This is a genomic window from Marinomonas transparens (assembly GCF_016463975.1).
Classification (GTDB): Bacteria; Pseudomonadota; Gammaproteobacteria; order Pseudomonadales; family Marinomonadaceae; genus Marinomonas; species Marinomonas transparens.
This window is the reverse complement of sequence record NZ_JAEMNX010000014.1, coordinates 88,759-106,405: the sequence shown is the minus strand read 5'-3', so window position 1 is coordinate 106,405 and position 17,647 is coordinate 88,759. Positions and strand designations below refer to the sequence as shown.

The following is a 17,647-nucleotide window of genomic DNA, read 5'->3' as shown; positions in this document are numbered from 1 at the left end:
GTAGTTAGTGGGTCTTGTCAGGCAAGACGTAAGTAAAACATGACGTTGAGAAGATACTATGATCATAAAACCAAAGATTCGCGGATTTATTTGTACAACCACCCACCCTGTTGGTTGTGAGCAAAATGTAAGAGAACAAATCGCTCTGACAAAGAGCAAAGGCCCAATTACTAATGGCCCGAAAAAAGTTCTCGTGATCGGTGCATCTAGTGGCTATGGTCTTTCTTCTCGAATTGCGGCGGCTTTTGGTTCTGGTGCGGCAACCATTGGTGTTTTCTTTGAGAAACCAGGAACTGAAAAGAAAACCGGTACGGCAGGTTGGTACAATTCTGCGGCTTTCGATAAGGTTGCAAAAGAAGAAGGTCTGTATTCAAAAAGTATAAATGGCGATGCCTTTTCCCATGAGGCGCGTGCACAGGTGATTGAGCTAATCAAAGAAGATCTTGGCCAGATAGATATGGTTGTTTATTCGTTGGCATCACCGGTTCGTAAGTTGCCAGATACGGGTGAAGTGATTCGCTCTGTGCTTAAGCCGATTGGTGAGCCCTATCGTTCTACAGCAATTGATACTAATAAAGATGTCATTATTGAGGCTGAGATCGAGCCTGCTACGGAAGAAGAGGTGGCGGCGACTACGACAGTAATGGGTGGACAGGATTGGGAATTATGGATGTCTGCTTTACAGGAAGCGGGTGTGTTGGCTGATGGTGTTCGCACTGTTGCCTATTCTTATATTGGCTCTGATATTACTTGGCCTATTTATTGGCATGGTGCCCTTGGTAAAGCAAAAGAAGATTTGGATCGCGCTGCTCATGCGATTAATAATCAGCTTACTGTTATAAAGGGTGGGGCGAATGTGGCGGTTTTGAAATCAGTCGTAACGCAAGCTTCCTCCGCTATTCCTGTTATGCCTTTATATCTCGCTATGGTGTTCAAGATAATGCGTGCAAAAGGTTTGCATGAAGGTTGTATGGAACAGGTTTTTCGCCTGTTTGCTGAGCGCTTATATAATGATAATACCCCGGCGCAACTAGCAACGGATGATAAAAATCGTTTGCGTGTGGACGATTGGGAATTACGCGATGACGTTCAGCAGGCTTGTCGTGATTTGTGGCCACAAGTGACAAATGAGAACTTGTTTGCTGAAACAGATTATCAGTTGTACAAAGATGAGTTTCTAAGGTTGTTTGGTTTCGGTATCGATGGGGTTGATTACGATGCTGAGGCAGATCCGGTTGCAGATTTTGAAGTTATTACGCTTTAATATTAGCTGAAGGAAATCAAAAAGGAGTTGAGGGTCACCTCAACTCCTTTTTTAATGGCTTTTTATCTCTTATAGTGTATGGAGTCATGTTTGAGGTTGTTATGAAAAAAACACTTTGGTTGCTTTGGTTTTTGCCTTTATTTGTGAATGCGCAGACAGTAGAAGTGAATCCTGTGGATATTATTTATGGCGATAAAATTATTCATGGTCGTCATCAGGTGGTGCAGAACTCCTCTGCAAGTGTTGCTGTGATTCCTGCTGAAAAACCAAAGTTAGAACTAGAACCAAATGTTGTGTTTTCTGCTTCTGGGCAAGGCTTATCATATCTTGAGGAAGGTGCTGTTTCTGTGCGCGAACAGGCAATTTATGAAGAGGTGAATAAACGTACAGACGAGGCGCCTTTCACTGTGTTATTTACGGGTAATATTCCTGAGGTTATTCAAGAGAAACGTCTACGCATGATGCCTAAGATTGGTATTTTTGGTGATCAATTGAAAAAGGCTGAGAGTGGCAAGGCAAGCGAGTCTGAAGTCGGTGAAGATGTAGCTCCTGATACAGGGGAGTTTTCTGCAATTTCCCCGAGTGGTGAGCAGCTTCCTTCTGTCAATGAGAGTGAAGTCTCTGAGCCATTGACAGAGGCAGAAAAATTAGAAAGGCTGATCGGCGGTTAATTGATATGCTGATGCAATGGGAGGCTTGGCTCCCATTGATCTAAGGTTTTTATTGGGCGTTTATCGATTGGCCGTTTATTGACAGGCTGTCTTTGCCCATTAGGTAGAGGTAAAGAGGCATGATGTCGGTGGGTGTGGGTAAGGTGCTTGGATCTTCGTCTGGATAGGCATTTGCTCGCATACTGGTTCTGGTGCTACCTGGATTGATGGCATTTGAGCGAATGTTTGATGTGCTGCCAAGTTCGCTGGCAAGAAGTTGCATCATGCCTTCGGTAGCAAATTTGGAGATGGCGTAAGCCCCCCAATTTGCTTTGGCTGTACGGCCAACACTAGAGGAGGTGAAAATAATGGAAGCTTCTTCTGCTTTTTGGAGGAGAGGAAGTAGTGATTGGTTCAGTAAAAACTGGCTGCTCACATTAACTCTCATGACTTGCTCGAAAGTGTTTGGGTCGTAGTTAGCAAGAGGTTCTCTGTCTCCTAATAAGCTGGCATTATGTAAGATCCCATCTAGGTGACCAAACTCATTTTCAATGGTGTTGGCGAGTTCCATGTAATCGTGTTCAGCGGCACCATCTAGGTTGAGTGGCACAATAGCGGCCTGTGGGTATTTCTTCTTTTCTATTTGATCATAAACGGCTTCTAGTTTTTTAATGGTGCGACCTAGTAAAATTACTGTAGCGCCATGTTTGGCGTAGGCTATTGCAGCGGCTTTACCTATGCCATCTCCTGCACCTGTAACAAGGATTATTTTATCTTTTAGTAGTTGTTTGGGAGCTTGATAATTGAACATGATCTTCTCCTTACCCTGTACTGTTATATTTGTGGTTTCTGGGTGTGCATTAGATAGTTGACTGATACGTCTTTGTCGTTAAGTTTATAAATTTTAGTGATTGGGTTATAGGTCATTCCTGTGAGGTGTTTGGTCTCAAGGCCAGCATTTCGTGCATAGTTGTTCAATTCTGCTGGTTGGATGAATTTGGCGTAGTCGTGGGTGCCTTTTGGTAGCATGTTGAGAATGTACTCAGCACCGATAATGGCAAACAAGTAGGCTTTAGGATTTCTATTGATAGTTGAAAAGAAAACGTGTCCACCTGGTTTTACTAAGGACATGCAGGCTTTAATGACAGAGGAAGGGTCGGGTACGTGTTCAAGCATTTCTAGACAGGTGACAACATCGTACTGTTCTGTTTCGCGCTCAGCGATTTCTTCTGCGGTGATGCGCTCATAGTCGATTTTAAGTCCAGATTCTTTCAAGTGTAAGCGAGCGACATTAAGTGGTGCTTCCCCCATGTCTATGCCTTTTACGTCGGCACCAAACTGAGCAAGAGATTCAGATAGAATTCCGCCACCGCAGCCAATGTCGATCACTTTTTTACCAGCAAGAGGTGCGCGGTCATTGATGTAGTTTACGCGCAAGGGGTTGATGTCATGTAATGGCTTGAATTCATTCTCTTTATCCCACCAACGACTCGCAAGCGCTTCGAATTTTGCTACTTCATTTAAATCTACGTTGCTTTTGTGTGTGTTTGTCATTTTGGCTTCCGTTGTTATGTTCGGTTGTGGTGAGGGACGATGTGTTTGAAGTGTCCCTGTTTATACAAGTCATGACTTGAGGTGTGCTTAGGTGCTGACTCAAGGTGTTTTTTATGTTGATAATTCATTATAGCTGCATCAGATGTGGTGACCAACAGTAAACTTGAATAGGTTGGTATCTGCATCAAGATATGAGTACTTTTCGGTTGTTTTTTACTGCATGTGAAGAGGATGAATTTTGAATGCAAGTAGGGCGCAAAACATATCGCTTATAGGGGTGTTATTTATTTCGTTATGGTACAATGCAGCGCTTATAAAAAAGATATTAGGAAGTCTCTCAGACTCCGAGGCATAAGGATCGGTTGTATATATGGGTGAATTAGCCAAAGAAATTATTCCCGTCAGTATCGAAAACGAATTGAAGGGATCTTACCTAGACTACGCAATGAGCGTTATCGTCGGTCGAGCATTACCGGATGTACGAGATGGGTTGAAGCCAGTTCATCGTCGCGTTCTATTTGCGATGAATGAACTTAAAAATGATTGGAATAAACCGTATAAAAAATCGGCGCGTATTGTCGGTGATGTTATCGGTAAATATCACCCCCACGGTGATGTTGCTGTTTACGATACCATTGTTCGTATGGCGCAGCCTTTTTCATTACGCTATACCTTAATTGATGGACAAGGAAACTTTGGTTCTGTTGACGGTGATAGCGCTGCAGCTATGCGTTATACCGAGATTCGCATGGAGAAGATTGCTCATCATCTTCTCATGGATTTGGAAAAAGAAACCGTTGATTTTGTGCCTAACTATGACGGCACAGAGTTTATGCCAGAGGTCTTGCCAGCTCGCATTCCAGGTTTGCTGGTCAATGGCTCAGCAGGTATTGCGGTTGGGATGGCAACGAATATTCCTCCTCATAATCTTGGTGAGGTGCTGGATGGTTGTCTTGCTGTTATTGATAATCCAGATGTAACGATTGAGCAGTTAATTGACTATATTCCTGGTCCAGACTTTCCTACGGCCGCTTTTATTAATGGCCGTGCTGGTATTATTGATGCCTATAAAACGGGACGGGGTCGTATTCATATGCGCGCTCGTCACCATATTGAGGAAATGGAAAAGGGTAACCGACAGTCTATTGTCTTTACCGAAATTCCTTACCAGTTAAACAAAGCAAAACTGATTGAAAAAATTGCGGAACTGGTTAAAGAGAAAAAATTAGAAGGCATTAGTGAGTTACGTGACGAATCTGACAAAGATGGCATGCGTATTGTTGTTGAGCTGCGTCGTGGTGAAAACCCTGATGTCGTGGTAAATAACCTCTTTATTCAAACTCAATTGCAATCTGTATTTGGTATCAATATGGTTGCTTTGGTCGATGGTAGGCCGCAACTTCTTAACCTTAAACAGATTTTAGAATGTTTTGTTAAGCATCGTCGTGAGGTTGTTACCCGTCGTACCATTTTCGAACTTCGTAAGGCTCGTGAGCGTGGTCATATACTCGAAGGTCTTGCTGTTTCTCTCGTTAATATAGATCGAATTATTGAATTGATTCGAACTTCGCCAACGTCAGCGGAAGCAAAAGAAAAATTAATTGATGCATCTTGGCAGCCAGGAGATGTCATGGCCATGCTGGAACGCGCCGGTGCTGATGCCTGCCGTCCTGATGACCTTGAAGCTCAGTATGGCTTTGTTGATGGTGCTTATCATCTTTCGCCAGATCAAGCGCAGGCTATATTGGATTTGCGTCTACACCGTTTAACTGGTTTGGAGCACGATAAATTATTGGCAGAGTATAAGTCTCTTATTGAGCTGATTGCTGAGTTGCTAGAGATTCTATCTAATCCGAATCGTTTGATGGAAGTGATTCGTGAGGAATTAGAAGAGGTACGTGCTAGTTTTGGTGATGCACGTCGTACTGAAATCCTAACCTCCCGACAAGACTTAACCATTGCGGATTTGATTGATGAAGCGCCAATGGTTGTGACTATTTCCAATACTGGTTATGCCAAATCGCAACCACTCGAAGAGTATCAAGCTCAGCGTCGTGGTGGTCGCGGTAAATCTTCAGCTAGTATGAAAGATGAAGATCATATTGAGCATCTTCTGGTTACCAGTAGCCATGACACCATTATGTTGTTTAGTAACTTTGGTAAGGTTTATTGGTTGCGCGTGTTTGAAATTCCTGTTGCAAGTCGTAATGCCAAGGGTCGTCCTATCGTCAACTTGCTTCCTTTAAGTGAGGGTGAAGCGATATCTGCTTTATTACCATTACCTGTTGTTGAAAAACCTGATGCCGATGGCGCTGAGGTGGCAGATGACGAAGTAGTTGAAGAGGCAAACAGTTATATTTTCATGGCAACGGCTAACGGTACTGTGAAGAAAACCGCAATGCAAAACTTTGCTCGCCCTCGTTCAACGGGTCTAATTGCCTTGAGTCTAGATGAATCGGATGAGTTAGTTGGTGTTTCTGTTACCAATGGCGAGAATGACATCATGCTTGTTTCCTCGTCTGGTAAGACTATTTGCTTTAAAGAGTCTGATGTTCGAGCTATGGGTCGAACAGCGGCTGGTGTGCGCGGTATTCGTTTGGGTGAGGGGGCTAAGGTCGTTTCCCTTATCGTGCCTCAGAAAGGCGCGGCAGTGCTGATGGCTTGTGAAAATGGCTTTGGTAAGCGTACTTTGGTTGAAGATTTCCCTACATATGGCCGTGGTGGTCAAGGGGTTATTGGTATTCAGGTTTCTGATCGAAACGGGCCAGTTGTTGGAGCGACTCAGGTCGATGAAACGGATGAAATTATCCTGATTACTGATCAGGGTACTTTGGTTCGTACTCGTGTGACAGAAGTGTCTTGCCAAGGACGGAATACTCAGGGTGTGACCCTAATTCGCCTCACTAACGATGAACATTTGGTAGGTGTGGTGCGAGTTATTGAAGACGATGAAGAAGAGATTGACGCGGAAGAGGGTGATGCTGTTATCGAGCAGATATCTACTGCGGAAGATGATTCTCCAGATGTCCCAGACTCTGACGTAGAGTAATTAAAAGCGACGCACCTAGGTGCGTCGCTTTTGTTATGTCTTAGTTATGTTTTTTTTGATTGTCGTTAGAAGCTAAGAACTTTTTGAGGTAATAGGCGGAATGAGCCGAGTATATAATTTTTGTTCTGGACCAGCAGCGCTTCCTGAAGCGGTTTTAAAGAAAGCACAAGCTGAGCTGTTGGATTGGCATGGTGCAGGTGTTTCCGTTATGGAAATGAGTCATCGTAGTGCTGAGTTTATGTCGATACTTGCATCCGCGAAGGCGCGGCTAACTCGTTTGCTTGATATTAATGATGATTATGAAATTTTGTTTGTTCAGGGTGGCGCCTCTACATTATTTGCCCAGATTCCTGCTAACTTAACAAACGGTTTTGATTCTGCTTGCTACTTAGATACCGGTGCTTGGTCTAGTAAAGCGATTAAAGAAGCGAAAAGGTACACGGATGTAAAAGTCGTTGCTTCTTCTAAAGAGAAGAAATATCTCACTGTTCCAGATTTTTCAACTCTTCAACTTGATGAAAAAGCCGCTTATTTACACCTTTGCCCAAATGAAACCATTGGTGGTTTAGAGTTTGCTGATTTGCCTGAAACGAGTTTGCCTATCATTGCCGATTTGTCCTCTACTATTTTGTCTCGAAAAATCGATGTTAGTCAGTATGGCATGATTTACGCGGGGGCTCAGAAAAACGTTGGACCTGCGGGCGTTGTTATTTGTATTGTGCGTAAGGATCTTCTGAAGCGTTGTGATGATAGTCTGCCATCGATTTGGAACTTTGCTAATCTAGCGGCCAATGATTCTATGATCAATACTCCGCCAACCTTTGCTATTTATTTAGCAGATTTGGTTTTTGAGTGGTTGGAAGAGCAAGGTGGTGTGGCGGCGATGGAGGCGCTTAATATACGGAAGGCGCAAGCTTTGTATGATTATATTGATGCCAGTACTTTTTACTCTAACCCTATTGATCCGGCTTTTAGATCACGTATGAATGTGCCTTTTATTCTTTCTGATCAATCTTTAGATGCTTTATTTATTAAAGAGTCTGAGGCGGCTGGCTTAAGAACCTTGGCAGGTCACCGTTCAGTTGGTGGGATGCGTGCAAGCATTTATAACGCCATGCCGATGGAAGGGATTCAGGCTCTGATTGCTTTCATGGCTGCTTTTGAAAAACGTCACGGATAATATTATGTCAAATACAAACCAAACCGTGCCGAATACCTTGCCTTTATTGCGAGATCGCATCGATTCAATTGATTCTCAAATCCAGTCTTTAATCAATGAACGTGCTAGATGCGCGCAAAAAGTGGCTGAAGTTAAATTGGCTGAGCAGGGTGATGAAAAGGTTGTTTTTTATCGCCCAGAGCGAGAAGCTCAGGTATTACGCCGAGTTATGTCGCGTAATGAAGGACCTTTAGATAATGAAGAAATGGCGAAGGTTTTTCGTCAGATTATGTCTTCCTGCTTGGCACTAGAAAAGCCGATGCGCATTGCTTTTTTAGGTCCTGAAGGGACTTTTACCCAGCAGGCTGCATTGAAACACTTTGGTAAGTCCATTGTTAGTGCGCCTATGGCGGCGATTGATGAGGTGTTTCGCGAAGTAGAGTCTGGTGCCGCTAATTATGGTGTTGTGCCTGTTGAAAACTCGACGGAGGGTGTGGTTAATCACACTTTGGATAGCTTTCGTGACTCGCGTTTAAAAATATGTGGGGAGGTGGAAGAGCGTATTCATCATCACTTATTAGTAAGCCCACATATTAACTCTGAAGATGTGATGCATATTTACTCTCATCAGCAATCATTGGCTCAGTGTCGTGCTTGGTTGGATCGTTACTGGCCCCATGCTGAGCGAATCGCAGTTAGTTCAAATGCCGAAGCGGCTCGTCTTGCTTCTGAAGCCGGTTTGAATGGTCGTGCTGTTGCTGCGATTGCTGGGGAAGTGGCATGTGAGCTGTATAGTCTTGTAAAAGTCTCAGCCAATATTGAAGATCACCCTGATAATACCACCCGATTTTTGATTGTTGGTAACCAGTTGGTGCCAGCAAGTGGTAAGGATAAAACCTCCTTATTAATCAGTGCAAAAAATGAACCTGGTGCCTTGTATCGCTTGCTTGAAGCGTTTGAACGTCATAGCGTGGATATGACGCGGTTAGAAACTCGCCCATCATTGGTGAGTCGCTGGGGGTATGTTTTTTATATTGATTTTGTTGGCCATTATCTTGAAGAGTCATGTCAGGCAGTGATTAGTGAGCTGCAGGAAAGGGCATCTGAGGTTAAGGTATTGGGTTCTTATCCGGTAGCTGTACTGTAGTGATGAGTGAGAGTATTCTGCTTTGAATAATGAGAGTGACTTCAAAACGCCTTCTGATATGACGCATCAAAAGAAAAGATTTGGCAATGTGATGATTGTTGGTCTTGGTATGATTGGTGGCTCGTTTGCTAAAGCTCTGAAAGAGCGTGGTTTGGCGACCCTCTATGGTGTGGACCGTAGGAATGGTGAGGTGGCGCTTGGAGTGTCCACTGGTGTTATTGATTATCCTGCTGAATTGTCTGCTGACTACGTGGCTAAAATGGATGTGATCATTCTAGCCACCCCTGTTCGGGCTATGGAATCTGTGTTGTCAGATCTTAAGCCATTGCTTTCTTCGACTACCTTGTTAACGGATGTTGGCTCTACCAAGGGCAGTGTGGTTGAAGCGGCGCGCCGAGTGTTCGGTGAGGTGCCGACGCACTTTATTCCTAGTCATCCTATTGCAGGTGCCGAAAAAAGTGGTGTTTTAGCTGCCAACTCTTTGTTGTTTGAAAAGCATATGGCAATTGTTACGCCCTTACCTGACAGTGACCCTGTTTTACTTGATTGTTTACATCGCTTATGGAAGGCCGTTGGGGCGGATGTGGTGAGTATGGATGTAGAGCATCATGATCATGTGCTTGCTTCCTCAAGTCATTTACCTCATCTGCTTGCTTATACTTTAGTTGATGCGCTTGCTAGCAGTGAGCGTAGCCAAGATATCTTCAAGTTTGCTGCGGGTGGCTTTAGAGATTTTACTCGTATTGCTTCTAGTGACCCTGTGATGTGGCGTGATGTTTTTATGGCGAATAAGGAGGCTACGCTCGCCACCTTGGATCATTTTACCGATCGACTTGCTGATATGCGTACAGCGATTGAACAAGGTGATGGCGCTAGTATGTTTGGTGTGTTTACTCGAGCAAAGTCTGCGCGAGATCATTTTCTTCGCCTGCTAGAGCTGCGTACCATAGGATCAATAGAAGAGGTTCGTTCTGTTTCTGTTACGGTTTTGCCTGCTTCGGCTATTAAAGGAAAAATTTCTTTATTAGGTGACAAATCGCTGTCACATAAAGCCATTACCATGGCGTCACTTTCGCAAGGTGTAAGTAATATAAAGAACATTGATTTGACCGGTGATGTTCGAGTTACCGTGCAAGCCTTTAGAGATATGGGGGTGGTAATTGAAGAGATTGCCACTGATCAGCTGCGAGTGCATGGTGTTGGGCTTCAAGGATTAAAGGCACCGATTGCGCCTATCAATGTTCATCAGTCGAGGGACAGCTTGCATTTACTGATTCCTGTTTTAGCGGGTCAGCAGTTTCCTGTTACCGTTACTGCTGAGGGAGAGCTGCTGTCTCAGTCAATGAAAGAGTTGTTTGATTTGGCTCGCAAAATGGGAGGACAGTTAGAATCTTCTGTCACAGATTGCTTGCCTGTTTATCTTTCACCGGGGACTCCTTCAGATGTTTCTATTCGTCTAGAAACTGGGTCTGAACGGCTAAGAATGGCGGCTTTATTGGCGGCTCTATATTCTCCTTATGAAGGTGTGTTAGAGGTCCTAGAGCCTTGCTTATCCCATAGTGAAGTTTTATTGCGTCAATTTGGCGCTGATATTCGTGAGACGAATAGTGGTTTTCATATTTTTTCTAAGCCTTTAACTGGGGCTGATTTTATTTTGTCGGGAGATGTAAGTAAAACTGCTTGGTTGGTTTTATTGGCAGCTTTGTCTCCGGGTTCAGATTTGGTTATTCAGAATGCTTGCTTAGGTGCGGTTTCATCAGGTTATCTTGAATTTTTACAATCTATCGGTGCCAATATTTCTTTAAATCCGCTGAATGGAGATGAGGTATATGAAGGTTCTGTAGAGGGAGGATTTGCAGAGTTAAAAGCATTTACACTGTTACCAGCTCAGACTTATCGACTAAGAGAAGAATTACCCTTATTATGCGTCGCCGCAGCGTATGCTAAAGGGGAAAGTAAAATTCAAGGGATAAGTGCCTTGCCCTACTATGATGAGGATCGAGTTTTATCCTTGGTAGATGCGCTTAACCATATGAAGGTGGCTTGTCGTTATCAGTCTGGAGATTTGATTATTGAAGGTGGTGTCCCTCAAGGTGGTGAGGTGGACTGTGTCGGAGACGATAGATTAGCGCTTGCTATGCTTGCATTAGGTGTGCGAAGCAAAGCTTCTACCAAGGTTAATGATTGCCAAAAATTATTAGAAGAATTTAATGGCTTAGAGCATGTCGCAAAGCAATTGGGTTTTCATTGTTCTGTGGCATAACAGAGATTAAAGAGGAATTGTTATGATAAACCAAGCCCCAGTTATTACGATTGATGGTCCAAGTGGCGCTGGTAAAGGCACGGTGAGCCAATTGGTCGCAGAAAAGCTGGGATGGCACATGCTAGATAGTGGTGCTTTATATCGATTGCTTGCGCTGGCTGTTTCTCATCATGGGATGTCTGCTGAAGATGTCGATACTTTAAAGGTGCTTGCTGAGCATCTTGATATTCAGTTTGAGCATTCTGCAGATGGTAAAGTGGAGATTGTCTTAGAGGGTGAGACGGTTACTCAGGCAATTCGCACTGAGGAAGTGGGCAATCAAGCATCTAAGTTGGCTTCTATTCCTGAGGTGCGTGAAGGCTTATTGCTTCGTCAGCAGGCTTTTGCACAGGCTCCTGGCTTGGTCGCAGATGGTCGTGATATGGGGACAGTTGTGTTTCCTGATGCACCGATTAAAATTTTCTTAACCGCTTCTGCTGAAGAGCGAGCTCAAAGACGCATGCTGCAATTGCAGCAAAAAGGTGGAACTGTTAATCTAGACGAACTTGTCAAAACCATTAAAGAAAGAGACGAGCGAGATGCCAACCGTGCTATCGCCCCTCTGGTGCCTGCTGCAGGTGCACTGGTAATTGATAGTACAGACTTAACAATAGAACAGGTTGTCGAGATGGTTTTTGCTGAAACAGTAAAGGCTGGACTCGTATAACCTGTTCTTTTGTGCGTCTAAAATGTGCTAGAATAGATCAAATGTTATTCAAGTCGGCGAGGGGCCAGCATGCCTTTGTCGCAACATCCAAAAAAATTGACCCACATTTGCTGGCAATGTGGATAAAGGTTTAGCCTAGCTAAACCGATTATATAGGAAATACAATGACTCAAAGCTTCGCAGAACTGTTTGAAGAAAGCCTGTTAACCGTCGAAATGGCGCCAGGCTCAATTGTTACTGGTATCGTTGTTGATATCGACAGCGAATGGGTAACTGTTCATGCAGGTCTTAAATCTGAGGGTGTGATTCCTCGTGAGCAATTCCTATCGGATAGTGGTGAGTTTAGCTTAAACATCGGTGACGAAGTTAAAGTAGCTCTTGATGCTGTTGAAGATGGCTTCGGTGAGACGAAATTGTCTCGCGAGAAAGCGAAACGTGCTGAAACTTGGTCTGTGCTTGAGAAAGCCTACGAAGAAAGCGCCATCGTTCACGGTGTTATCAACGGTAAGGTTAAAGGTGGCTTCACAGTTGATATCGCTAACATCCGTGCTTTCTTGCCTGGTTCTTTGGTAGATGTTCGCCCAATTCGCGATACTTCTCACCTAGAAGGTGTTGATCTAGAGTTCAAACTTATCAAGCTTGATCAAAAACGTAACAACGTTGTTGTATCTCGTCGCGCCGTTATGGAAGCGACTAACAGCGCTGAACGTGAAACGCTACTTGCTTCTCTTGAAGAAGGTCAAGAAGTTAAAGGTATCGTTAAGAACCTTACTGATTACGGTGCGTTTGTTGACCTTGGTGGTGTTGATGGTCTTCTACATATCACAGATATGGCTTGGAAACGCATTAAACACCCAAGCGAAATCATTGCTGTTGGCGATGAAATCGACGTTAAGGTTCTTAAGTTTGACCGCGAGCGTAACCGTGTGTCTCTAGGCCTTAAACAATTGGGTGAAGATCCATGGGTTGCTATTAAAGCCCGTTACCCAGAAAACAACAAAGTCACAGCTCGTGTTACTAACTTGACTGATTACGGTTGCTTCGCAGAACTTGAAGAAGGCGTAGAAGGTCTAGTTCACGTATCTGAGATGGATTGGACTAACAAAAACATTCACCCATCTAAAGTTGTTCAGATCGGTGATGAAGTTGAAGTTATGATCCTAGACATCGACGAAGAGCGTCGTCGTATTTCTTTGGGTATCAAGCAATGTACTATGAACCCATGGGAAGAATTTGCTACGTCTTTCAACAAAGGCGACAAGATCTCTGGCGCAATCAAGTCTATCACTGACTTTGGTGTGTTTATCGGTCTTGATGGCGGTATCGACGGTCTTGTTCACCTATCTGACCTTTCTTGGGAAGAGACTGGTGAAGATGCCGTTCGTCAATACAAGAAAGGCGACATGCTTGAAACCGTTGTTCTGTCTATTGATGCTGAACGCGAGCGTATTTCTCTTGGTGTTAAGCAACTGGAAGAAGACCCATTCCTTGCTTACGTAGCAGAGAATGATAAAGGTGCTGTTGTAACTGGTACCGTTGCTTCTGTTGATGCTAAAGGTGCTGTCGTTGTTCTTGCTGAAGGCGTAGAAGCGACATTGAAAGTATCTGAAATCAGCCGTGAGCGTACTGAAGATGCGAGCACAGTATTGAAAGAAGGCGACAGTGTAGAAGCGGCGATCATTAATGTTGATCGTAAAGCTCGTACTATCGCAATTTCTATCAAGCAGAAAGATGCGACTGAAGAAAAAGCGGCGTTGAAATCTCATACTGAGAAACAACAAACTGAAGCAAATGGTCCTACCACTATCGGTGATTTGATCAAGGCTCAGCTAGAAAACCAAAACTAAGTTTTGATTTTCTAAGTGTCATTAAAAAGCGGACTTCGGTCCGCTTTTTTTATATCAAAAATTTATGAATTAATTGACAAGAAAACTATACACAGAACATGTGGATAACCATGGGTATAGACTCGGTGTAGTTTCTTAGCGTAGTGAATCTAATAATTTTTGTGTGTCTTCCTCGTCCCATTCTTCTTTTTCTAATAAGCTTTTTAATGCTTCACTTTGTTGTGCTACTTGTTGGTTTTTTTGAAATTTCGCGTAATGGAAGTCCTTTATTAGGCGTTCATCGTGCTCTGAGCGGTATAGTGTCGGCTTCTCGTTAGGAGTTGCCTTGTCTTTATTCAGAGCGTCGATTTTTTTATAGGTATTAAGAAATTGCTTTTTGTTCATTCTTTGCTCTCTTGCTTACTTTCTAAGCGGAGAATTTCTAGGTGTGTATTTCTTGCACACCATTTAATGTCAATATCCCAAAGTTGAATGCCATGCTCTCTATCTGTTTGATCTGATAAGTAAGAAGGGCGAGGGTCTTGAGCGACTATTTGTTTAATTAAAGTGCTTATGTCTGTTTTGTGCAACTCTTGGTATTCAATACATTGTTGTTGAGCAAGTTTGGAAAAGACAACAGGTTTGGTTTCTGTTGGAGTAGGTGCAAACCCACCTTGTGCCTCTTCAATTATATCGGCGTAGGGAAGGTAAGGCTTAATGTCTAAAATAGGTGTGCCATCAAGTAGATCTGCACCGTGCAAATCGATAAAGATTTTTTTACCTTCTTGGTAAATGTTGCCGAGTTTTATAACTGACAGGCCTATTGGATTGGGTCTATGGGTAGAACGTGTTGCAAATACTCCCATTTTTTCCTTCCCGCCAAGACGTGGTGGACGCACTTTTGCTTTCCAGCTAGTGGATAGGTTGGCGTGGAAAATAAATTGAACCCAAATGTGTGAAAAATCATTTAACCCATCTAGTGTGTCTAGGCGATTGTAAGGGGAAACAAGTTCAATGCGAGCGGTCGCGGCGTTAACTAAGCCAGGCTGCCGAGGGATACCAAATTTTTCTTTATAACAAGAATGTACAATGCCAATTGTAGATAGGGTATATGAGTTGCTGGGTGTCACATTGCTTTCCTTTTTGTAGGGCTCCACACTAAACGAATAAAAAGATTGTGGTAGTATACTGGCAAGATTAAATCGTTCGCGACATTTTTACGATTTACCATCCATTATTTAATTTAGTTAGAGATCCAATAATGTCTTTAGAATCCTATATGAATCAAATTGGTCAGCAAGCTAGGGTGGCCTCTCGTCAGCTTGTTAAAGCATCGACAGAGCAAAAAAATATGGCGCTAATTGCCATGGCGACTGCTTTGGAAGAGGCCCGACCTCGATTGATAGAGGAAAATACTAAAGATATTAAAAATGGTAAAGAAAAGGGGCTGGATGCCGCTTTATTGGATCGCTTGCTACTTAATGATGCCCGTATCGATGGCATGATTGAAGGGCTTAAACAAGTGGCGGCTCTACCTGATCCTATTGGTGAAATAACGGACATGGTTTATCGTCCATCCGGTATTCAAGTCGGCAAGATGCGTGTGCCTTTAGGGGTTATTGGTATTATTTACGAGTCTCGTCCAAACGTGACGATTGACGCAGCAAGCCTATGTTTAAAATCTGGTAATGCGACTATTTTACGGGGAGGCTCGGAAGCTTTTTATTCTAATCAAGCTATTGCCCAAGCTGTTATTACAGGGCTAGATAAAGCAGGTTTGCCAGAACATGCCGTGCAAGTTTTAAACACCACAGATAGAGAGGCGGTAGGTAAACTGATTACTATGCCTGAGTATGTGGATGTGATTGTCCCTCGTGGTGGTAAAGGCCTGATTAAGCGTATTAGTCGGGATGCACAAGTGCCAGTGATTAAGCACCTAGATGGTAATTGTCATGTTTATATTGATGATGAAGCAGATTTTGATAAGGCACTTTCTATTATTATAAATGCTAAAACTCGTCGTTATGGTGTGTGTGGGGCCATGGAATCTTTGCTTATTCATAAAGATGTAGCGGAAAGCTTTTTACCTAGAATAATTGCTGGTTATCAAGATAAGAATGTTGAATTAGTGGGATGTACTGCTTCTCAGGCGTTGTCTTCTGTCATTGGGGAGGCGACGGAAGAAGATTGGTATACAGAATATTTGGCACCTAAGCTTTCTGTGAAAATAGTGAAAGATATTGACGAGGCAATTCTTCATATCAATAAATATGGCTCGCATCACACGGACGCTATTGTGTCTCAGAATTACTCTAAGACTCGTACTTTTATGACTGGAGTGGATTCTTCTTCCGTCATGGTGAATGCCTCTACGCAATTTGCCGATGGTTTTGAATATGGTCTTGGTGCCGAAATAGGTATTTCAACAGATAAAATACATGTGCGTGGCCCTGTAGGTTTGGTGGGGCTAACCAGTCAAAAGTATATAGTGCTGGGTGATGGTCATACCCGTGACAATTAATTTTAAGAATGACAAAGAAAGAGTTGGCGTCGCCATTATGGGGGGGACATTTGACCCAGTTCATAATGGGCACTTGCGTACAGCAGTGGAAATATTAGATCGTTACGGCTTTCGGGAACTAAAATTGATTCCGTGTTTCCAACCTGTCCATAAGAGTGCGCCGAGTGTTACGGCTAAACAACGACTGGATATGGTCAATATGGCGGTTTCTGGTGATAGCCGATTAGTGGTCGATGACAGTGAAATTAAGCGTGCAGGGCCAAGCTATACCATAGACACATTGCATGCTATTCGTGATGATGTTGGTGTCGATGAACCTTTGATTATGGTATTGGGGATGGACAGTTTTTTATCCTTACCAACTTGGCACAATTGGCAGGATTTAATTCAATATGCCCATATTTTTGTTGTATCTCGTCCCGGCTGGGAGCCAGATTTGATTTCGGAGTTGAATACATTCTGCGAAAACTATCGTGCCGCTTCGCCGCTTGAGTTACAATGCGCGCCCTCAGGACTGGTCTGGTTGGAAACATTAACGCCACTAGGGATCTCTTCAAGCATGATTCGATCTCTTTGCCGTAAGCAGTCATCTATTGCTTATTTGCTACCGGAGCCTGTTCAAGCATACATAGAAAAAAATCAATTATATCGATAGGATAACGTAATTATATGAGTCAGCCGAATCTCACAGCAGATCAAATTTTAGCTTTTGCCGTTGAAGCATTGGAAGATGTCAAAGGCGATAAGATCACTGTGTTGAATGTGGGTAACCATACCGACATGATGGACTTTATGGTGATTTGTACCGGTACATCTAAGCGCCATGTGGAATCATTAGGGCAACATGTTTTTGAGCACCTAAAGCAAAAAGGTCTACAGCCACTAGGGTCAGAAGGCCGTGGTATGAGTAGTGATTGGGTATTGGTAGATCTGCACGACGTCGTTGTTCACGTGATGACAGAAGAGGCCCGTGCATTTTATGATCTCGAAAAATTGTGGGATATCAAGCCTGAAGTATTATAGGCCTTTAAAATGCATGTTCGTTTGATTGCTGTTGGCAATAAAATGCCAAAATGGGTGACGCAAGGCTATGATGAGTATGCTAAACGTCTACCTAAAGACTTCGCTTTAGAGCTGATCGAAATACCTATGTCTCCCCGTGGGAAAAATACGGATATAGCAAAAGCCATTCGCAAGGAAGGCGATGCTATGCTGAATGCCATTCCAGCAGGGGATAAGGTGATTGCACTGGAAGTGCTGGGTAAGGAATGGTCCACCGAGCAGTTGTCGAGTCAAACGGAGCTGTGGCGTATGGATGGTTTTAATGTCAGTCTTTTAGTTGGTGGGCCTGATGGACTTGATCCAAGGTGTTCTGTTAAAGCTGATCAATTATGGTCGTTATCTCGTTTGACCTTGCCGCACCCTATGGTGCGTATTATTTTGGCTGAGCAGATTTATCGAGCTTGGACATTAATGAATAACCATCCGTATCATAGGTAAGGGGCGTT

Annotated in this window: 16 protein-coding genes; 12 read left to right on the top strand and 4 right to left on the bottom strand. The window is 43.4% G+C overall.

The genetic code is table 11. From position 1 onward, the window contains the following. The first annotated feature begins 58 nt into the window (after positions 1 to 58). Together fabV and I8J31_RS12530 are read left to right on the top strand one after the other, a co-directional pair. On the top strand, positions 59 to 1,264 hold the full coding sequence (fabV, locus tag I8J31_RS12535) for an enoyl-ACP reductase FabV (protein WP_199468908.1): 1,206 nt from the start codon (positions 59 to 61) through the stop codon (positions 1,262 to 1,264). Positions 1,265 to 1,365: 101 nt separating this feature from the next. Further along, positions 1,366 to 1,935, top strand: a complete 570-nt coding sequence (locus tag I8J31_RS12530) for a hypothetical protein (RefSeq protein WP_199468907.1) — start codon at positions 1,366 to 1,368, stop codon at positions 1,933 to 1,935. A gap of 49 nt (positions 1,936 to 1,984) precedes the next feature. Here the strand turns inward: I8J31_RS12530 and I8J31_RS12525 are convergent, their stop codons facing one another. Both I8J31_RS12525 and ubiG read right to left on the bottom strand, forming a co-directional pair. Further along, complete coding sequence (locus I8J31_RS12525) at positions 1,985 to 2,725, bottom strand: YciK family oxidoreductase (RefSeq protein ID WP_199468906.1); 741 nt, start codon at positions 2,723 to 2,725, stop codon at positions 1,985 to 1,987. 23 nt (positions 2,726 to 2,748) lie between these two features. Beyond that, a complete protein-coding gene (gene ubiG, locus I8J31_RS12520) occupies positions 2,749 to 3,468 on the bottom strand; it encodes a bifunctional 2-polyprenyl-6-hydroxyphenol methylase/3-demethylubiquinol 3-O-methyltransferase UbiG (protein ID WP_199468905.1) in 720 nt (239 codons plus the stop codon). 370 nt (positions 3,469 to 3,838) lie between these two features. Between ubiG and gyrA the strand changes: the two genes are divergently transcribed. The 6 genes from gyrA to rpsA all read left to right on the top strand — a co-directional run bounded on the left by gyrA (position 3,839) and on the right by rpsA (position 13,639). Next, positions 3,839 to 6,517: a DNA gyrase subunit A gene (gene gyrA / locus I8J31_RS12515; RefSeq protein ID WP_199468904.1), complete on the top strand. Its 2,679-nt coding sequence runs from the start codon at positions 3,839 to 3,841 to the stop codon at positions 6,515 to 6,517. A 100-nt stretch (positions 6,518 to 6,617) separates the two neighbouring features. After that, positions 6,618 to 7,697 (top strand): 3-phosphoserine/phosphohydroxythreonine transaminase, encoded by a 1,080-nt coding sequence (serC, locus tag I8J31_RS12510; protein ID WP_199468903.1) that lies wholly within the window; start codon positions 6,618 to 6,620, stop codon positions 7,695 to 7,697. 4 nt (positions 7,698 to 7,701) lie between these two features. Next, positions 7,702 to 8,823, top strand: a complete 1,122-nt coding sequence (gene pheA / locus I8J31_RS12505) for a prephenate dehydratase (protein ID WP_199468902.1) — start codon at positions 7,702 to 7,704, stop codon at positions 8,821 to 8,823. A gap of 22 nt (positions 8,824 to 8,845) precedes the next feature. Continuing rightward, positions 8,846 to 11,086 carry a carboxyvinyltransferase gene (locus I8J31_RS12500; protein WP_233402757.1) on the top strand — a complete coding sequence of 747 codons (2,241 nt, stop codon included), beginning with the start codon at positions 8,846 to 8,848 and terminating at the stop codon, positions 11,084 to 11,086. Positions 11,087 to 11,108: 22 nt separating this feature from the next. Then, a complete protein-coding gene (cmk, locus tag I8J31_RS12495; protein WP_199468901.1) occupies positions 11,109 to 11,792 on the top strand; it encodes a (d)CMP kinase in 684 nt (227 codons plus the stop codon). A gap of 164 nt (positions 11,793 to 11,956) precedes the next feature. Beyond that, positions 11,957 to 13,639 (top strand): 30S ribosomal protein S1, encoded by a 1,683-nt coding sequence (gene rpsA, locus I8J31_RS12490; protein ID WP_199468900.1) that lies wholly within the window; start codon positions 11,957 to 11,959, stop codon positions 13,637 to 13,639. Positions 13,640 to 13,774: 135 nt separating this feature from the next. On the opposite strand, the gene I8J31_RS12485 is transcribed toward rpsA, so the two are convergent. Then, complete coding sequence (locus tag I8J31_RS12485) at positions 13,775 to 14,023, bottom strand: hypothetical protein (RefSeq protein WP_199468899.1); 249 nt, start codon at positions 14,021 to 14,023, stop codon at positions 13,775 to 13,777. Then, positions 14,020 to 14,748, bottom strand: coding sequence for a tRNA (N6-threonylcarbamoyladenosine(37)-N6)-methyltransferase TrmO (gene tsaA, locus I8J31_RS12480; protein WP_199468898.1), 729 nt, complete (start codon positions 14,746 to 14,748; stop codon positions 14,020 to 14,022). The genes I8J31_RS12485 and tsaA overlap by 4 nt, the downstream gene beginning before the upstream one ends. Before the next feature lie 131 nt (positions 14,749 to 14,879). On the opposite strand from tsaA, the gene I8J31_RS12475 reads away from it, so the two are divergent. The 4 genes from I8J31_RS12475 to rlmH are packed head-to-tail and all read left to right on the top strand — an operon-like array spanning position 14,880 to position 17,639. Beyond that, a complete protein-coding gene (locus I8J31_RS12475) occupies positions 14,880 to 16,139 on the top strand; it encodes a glutamate-5-semialdehyde dehydrogenase (RefSeq protein ID WP_199468897.1) in 1,260 nt (419 codons plus the stop codon). Beyond that, complete coding sequence (nadD, locus tag I8J31_RS12470) at positions 16,129 to 16,794, top strand: nicotinate-nucleotide adenylyltransferase (protein ID WP_325101203.1); 666 nt, start codon at positions 16,129 to 16,131, stop codon at positions 16,792 to 16,794. The genes I8J31_RS12475 and nadD overlap by 11 nt, the downstream gene beginning before the upstream one ends. Positions 16,795 to 16,808: 14 nt before the next feature. Beyond that, a complete protein-coding gene (gene rsfS, locus I8J31_RS12465; protein ID WP_199468895.1) occupies positions 16,809 to 17,162 on the top strand; it encodes a ribosome silencing factor in 354 nt (117 codons plus the stop codon). Positions 17,163 to 17,171: 9 nt separating this feature from the next. Next, positions 17,172 to 17,639 (top strand): 23S rRNA (pseudouridine(1915)-N(3))-methyltransferase RlmH, encoded by a 468-nt coding sequence (gene rlmH, locus I8J31_RS12460; RefSeq protein ID WP_199468894.1) that lies wholly within the window; start codon positions 17,172 to 17,174, stop codon positions 17,637 to 17,639. Positions 17,640 to 17,647: the final 8 nt, after the last annotated feature.

Excerpts from the sequence above, each read along its gene's own strand:
- rlmH (WP_199468894.1), top strand. The coding sequence starts at position 17,172 with ATGCATGTTCGTTTGATTGCTGTTGGCAATAAAATGCCAAAATGGGTG.
- cmk (WP_199468901.1), top strand. The coding sequence starts at position 11,109 with ATGATAAACCAAGCCCCAGTTATTACGATTGATGGTCCAAGTGGCGCT.
- rpsA (WP_199468900.1), top strand. The coding sequence starts at position 11,957 with ATGACTCAAAGCTTCGCAGAACTGTTTGAAGAAAGCCTGTTAACCGTC.
- fabV (WP_199468908.1), top strand. The coding sequence starts at position 59 with ATGATCATAAAACCAAAGATTCGCGGATTTATTTGTACAACCACCCAC.
- I8J31_RS12475 (WP_199468897.1), top strand. The coding sequence starts at position 14,880 with ATGTCTTTAGAATCCTATATGAATCAAATTGGTCAGCAAGCTAGGGTG.
- rsfS (WP_199468895.1), top strand. The coding sequence starts at position 16,809 with ATGAGTCAGCCGAATCTCACAGCAGATCAAATTTTAGCTTTTGCCGTT.
- pheA (WP_199468902.1), top strand. The coding sequence starts at position 7,702 with ATGTCAAATACAAACCAAACCGTGCCGAATACCTTGCCTTTATTGCGA.
- I8J31_RS12485 (WP_199468899.1), bottom strand. The coding sequence starts at position 14,023 with ATGAACAAAAAGCAATTTCTTAATACCTATAAAAAAATCGACGCTCTG.
- I8J31_RS12525 (WP_199468906.1), bottom strand. The coding sequence starts at position 2,725 with ATGTTCAATTATCAAGCTCCCAAACAACTACTAAAAGATAAAATAATC.
- ubiG (WP_199468905.1), bottom strand. The coding sequence starts at position 3,468 with ATGACAAACACACACAAAAGCAACGTAGATTTAAATGAAGTAGCAAAA.
- I8J31_RS12530 (WP_199468907.1), top strand. The coding sequence starts at position 1,366 with ATGAAAAAAACACTTTGGTTGCTTTGGTTTTTGCCTTTATTTGTGAAT.
- serC (WP_199468903.1), top strand. The coding sequence starts at position 6,618 with ATGAGCCGAGTATATAATTTTTGTTCTGGACCAGCAGCGCTTCCTGAA.
- gyrA (WP_199468904.1), top strand. The coding sequence starts at position 3,839 with ATGGGTGAATTAGCCAAAGAAATTATTCCCGTCAGTATCGAAAACGAA.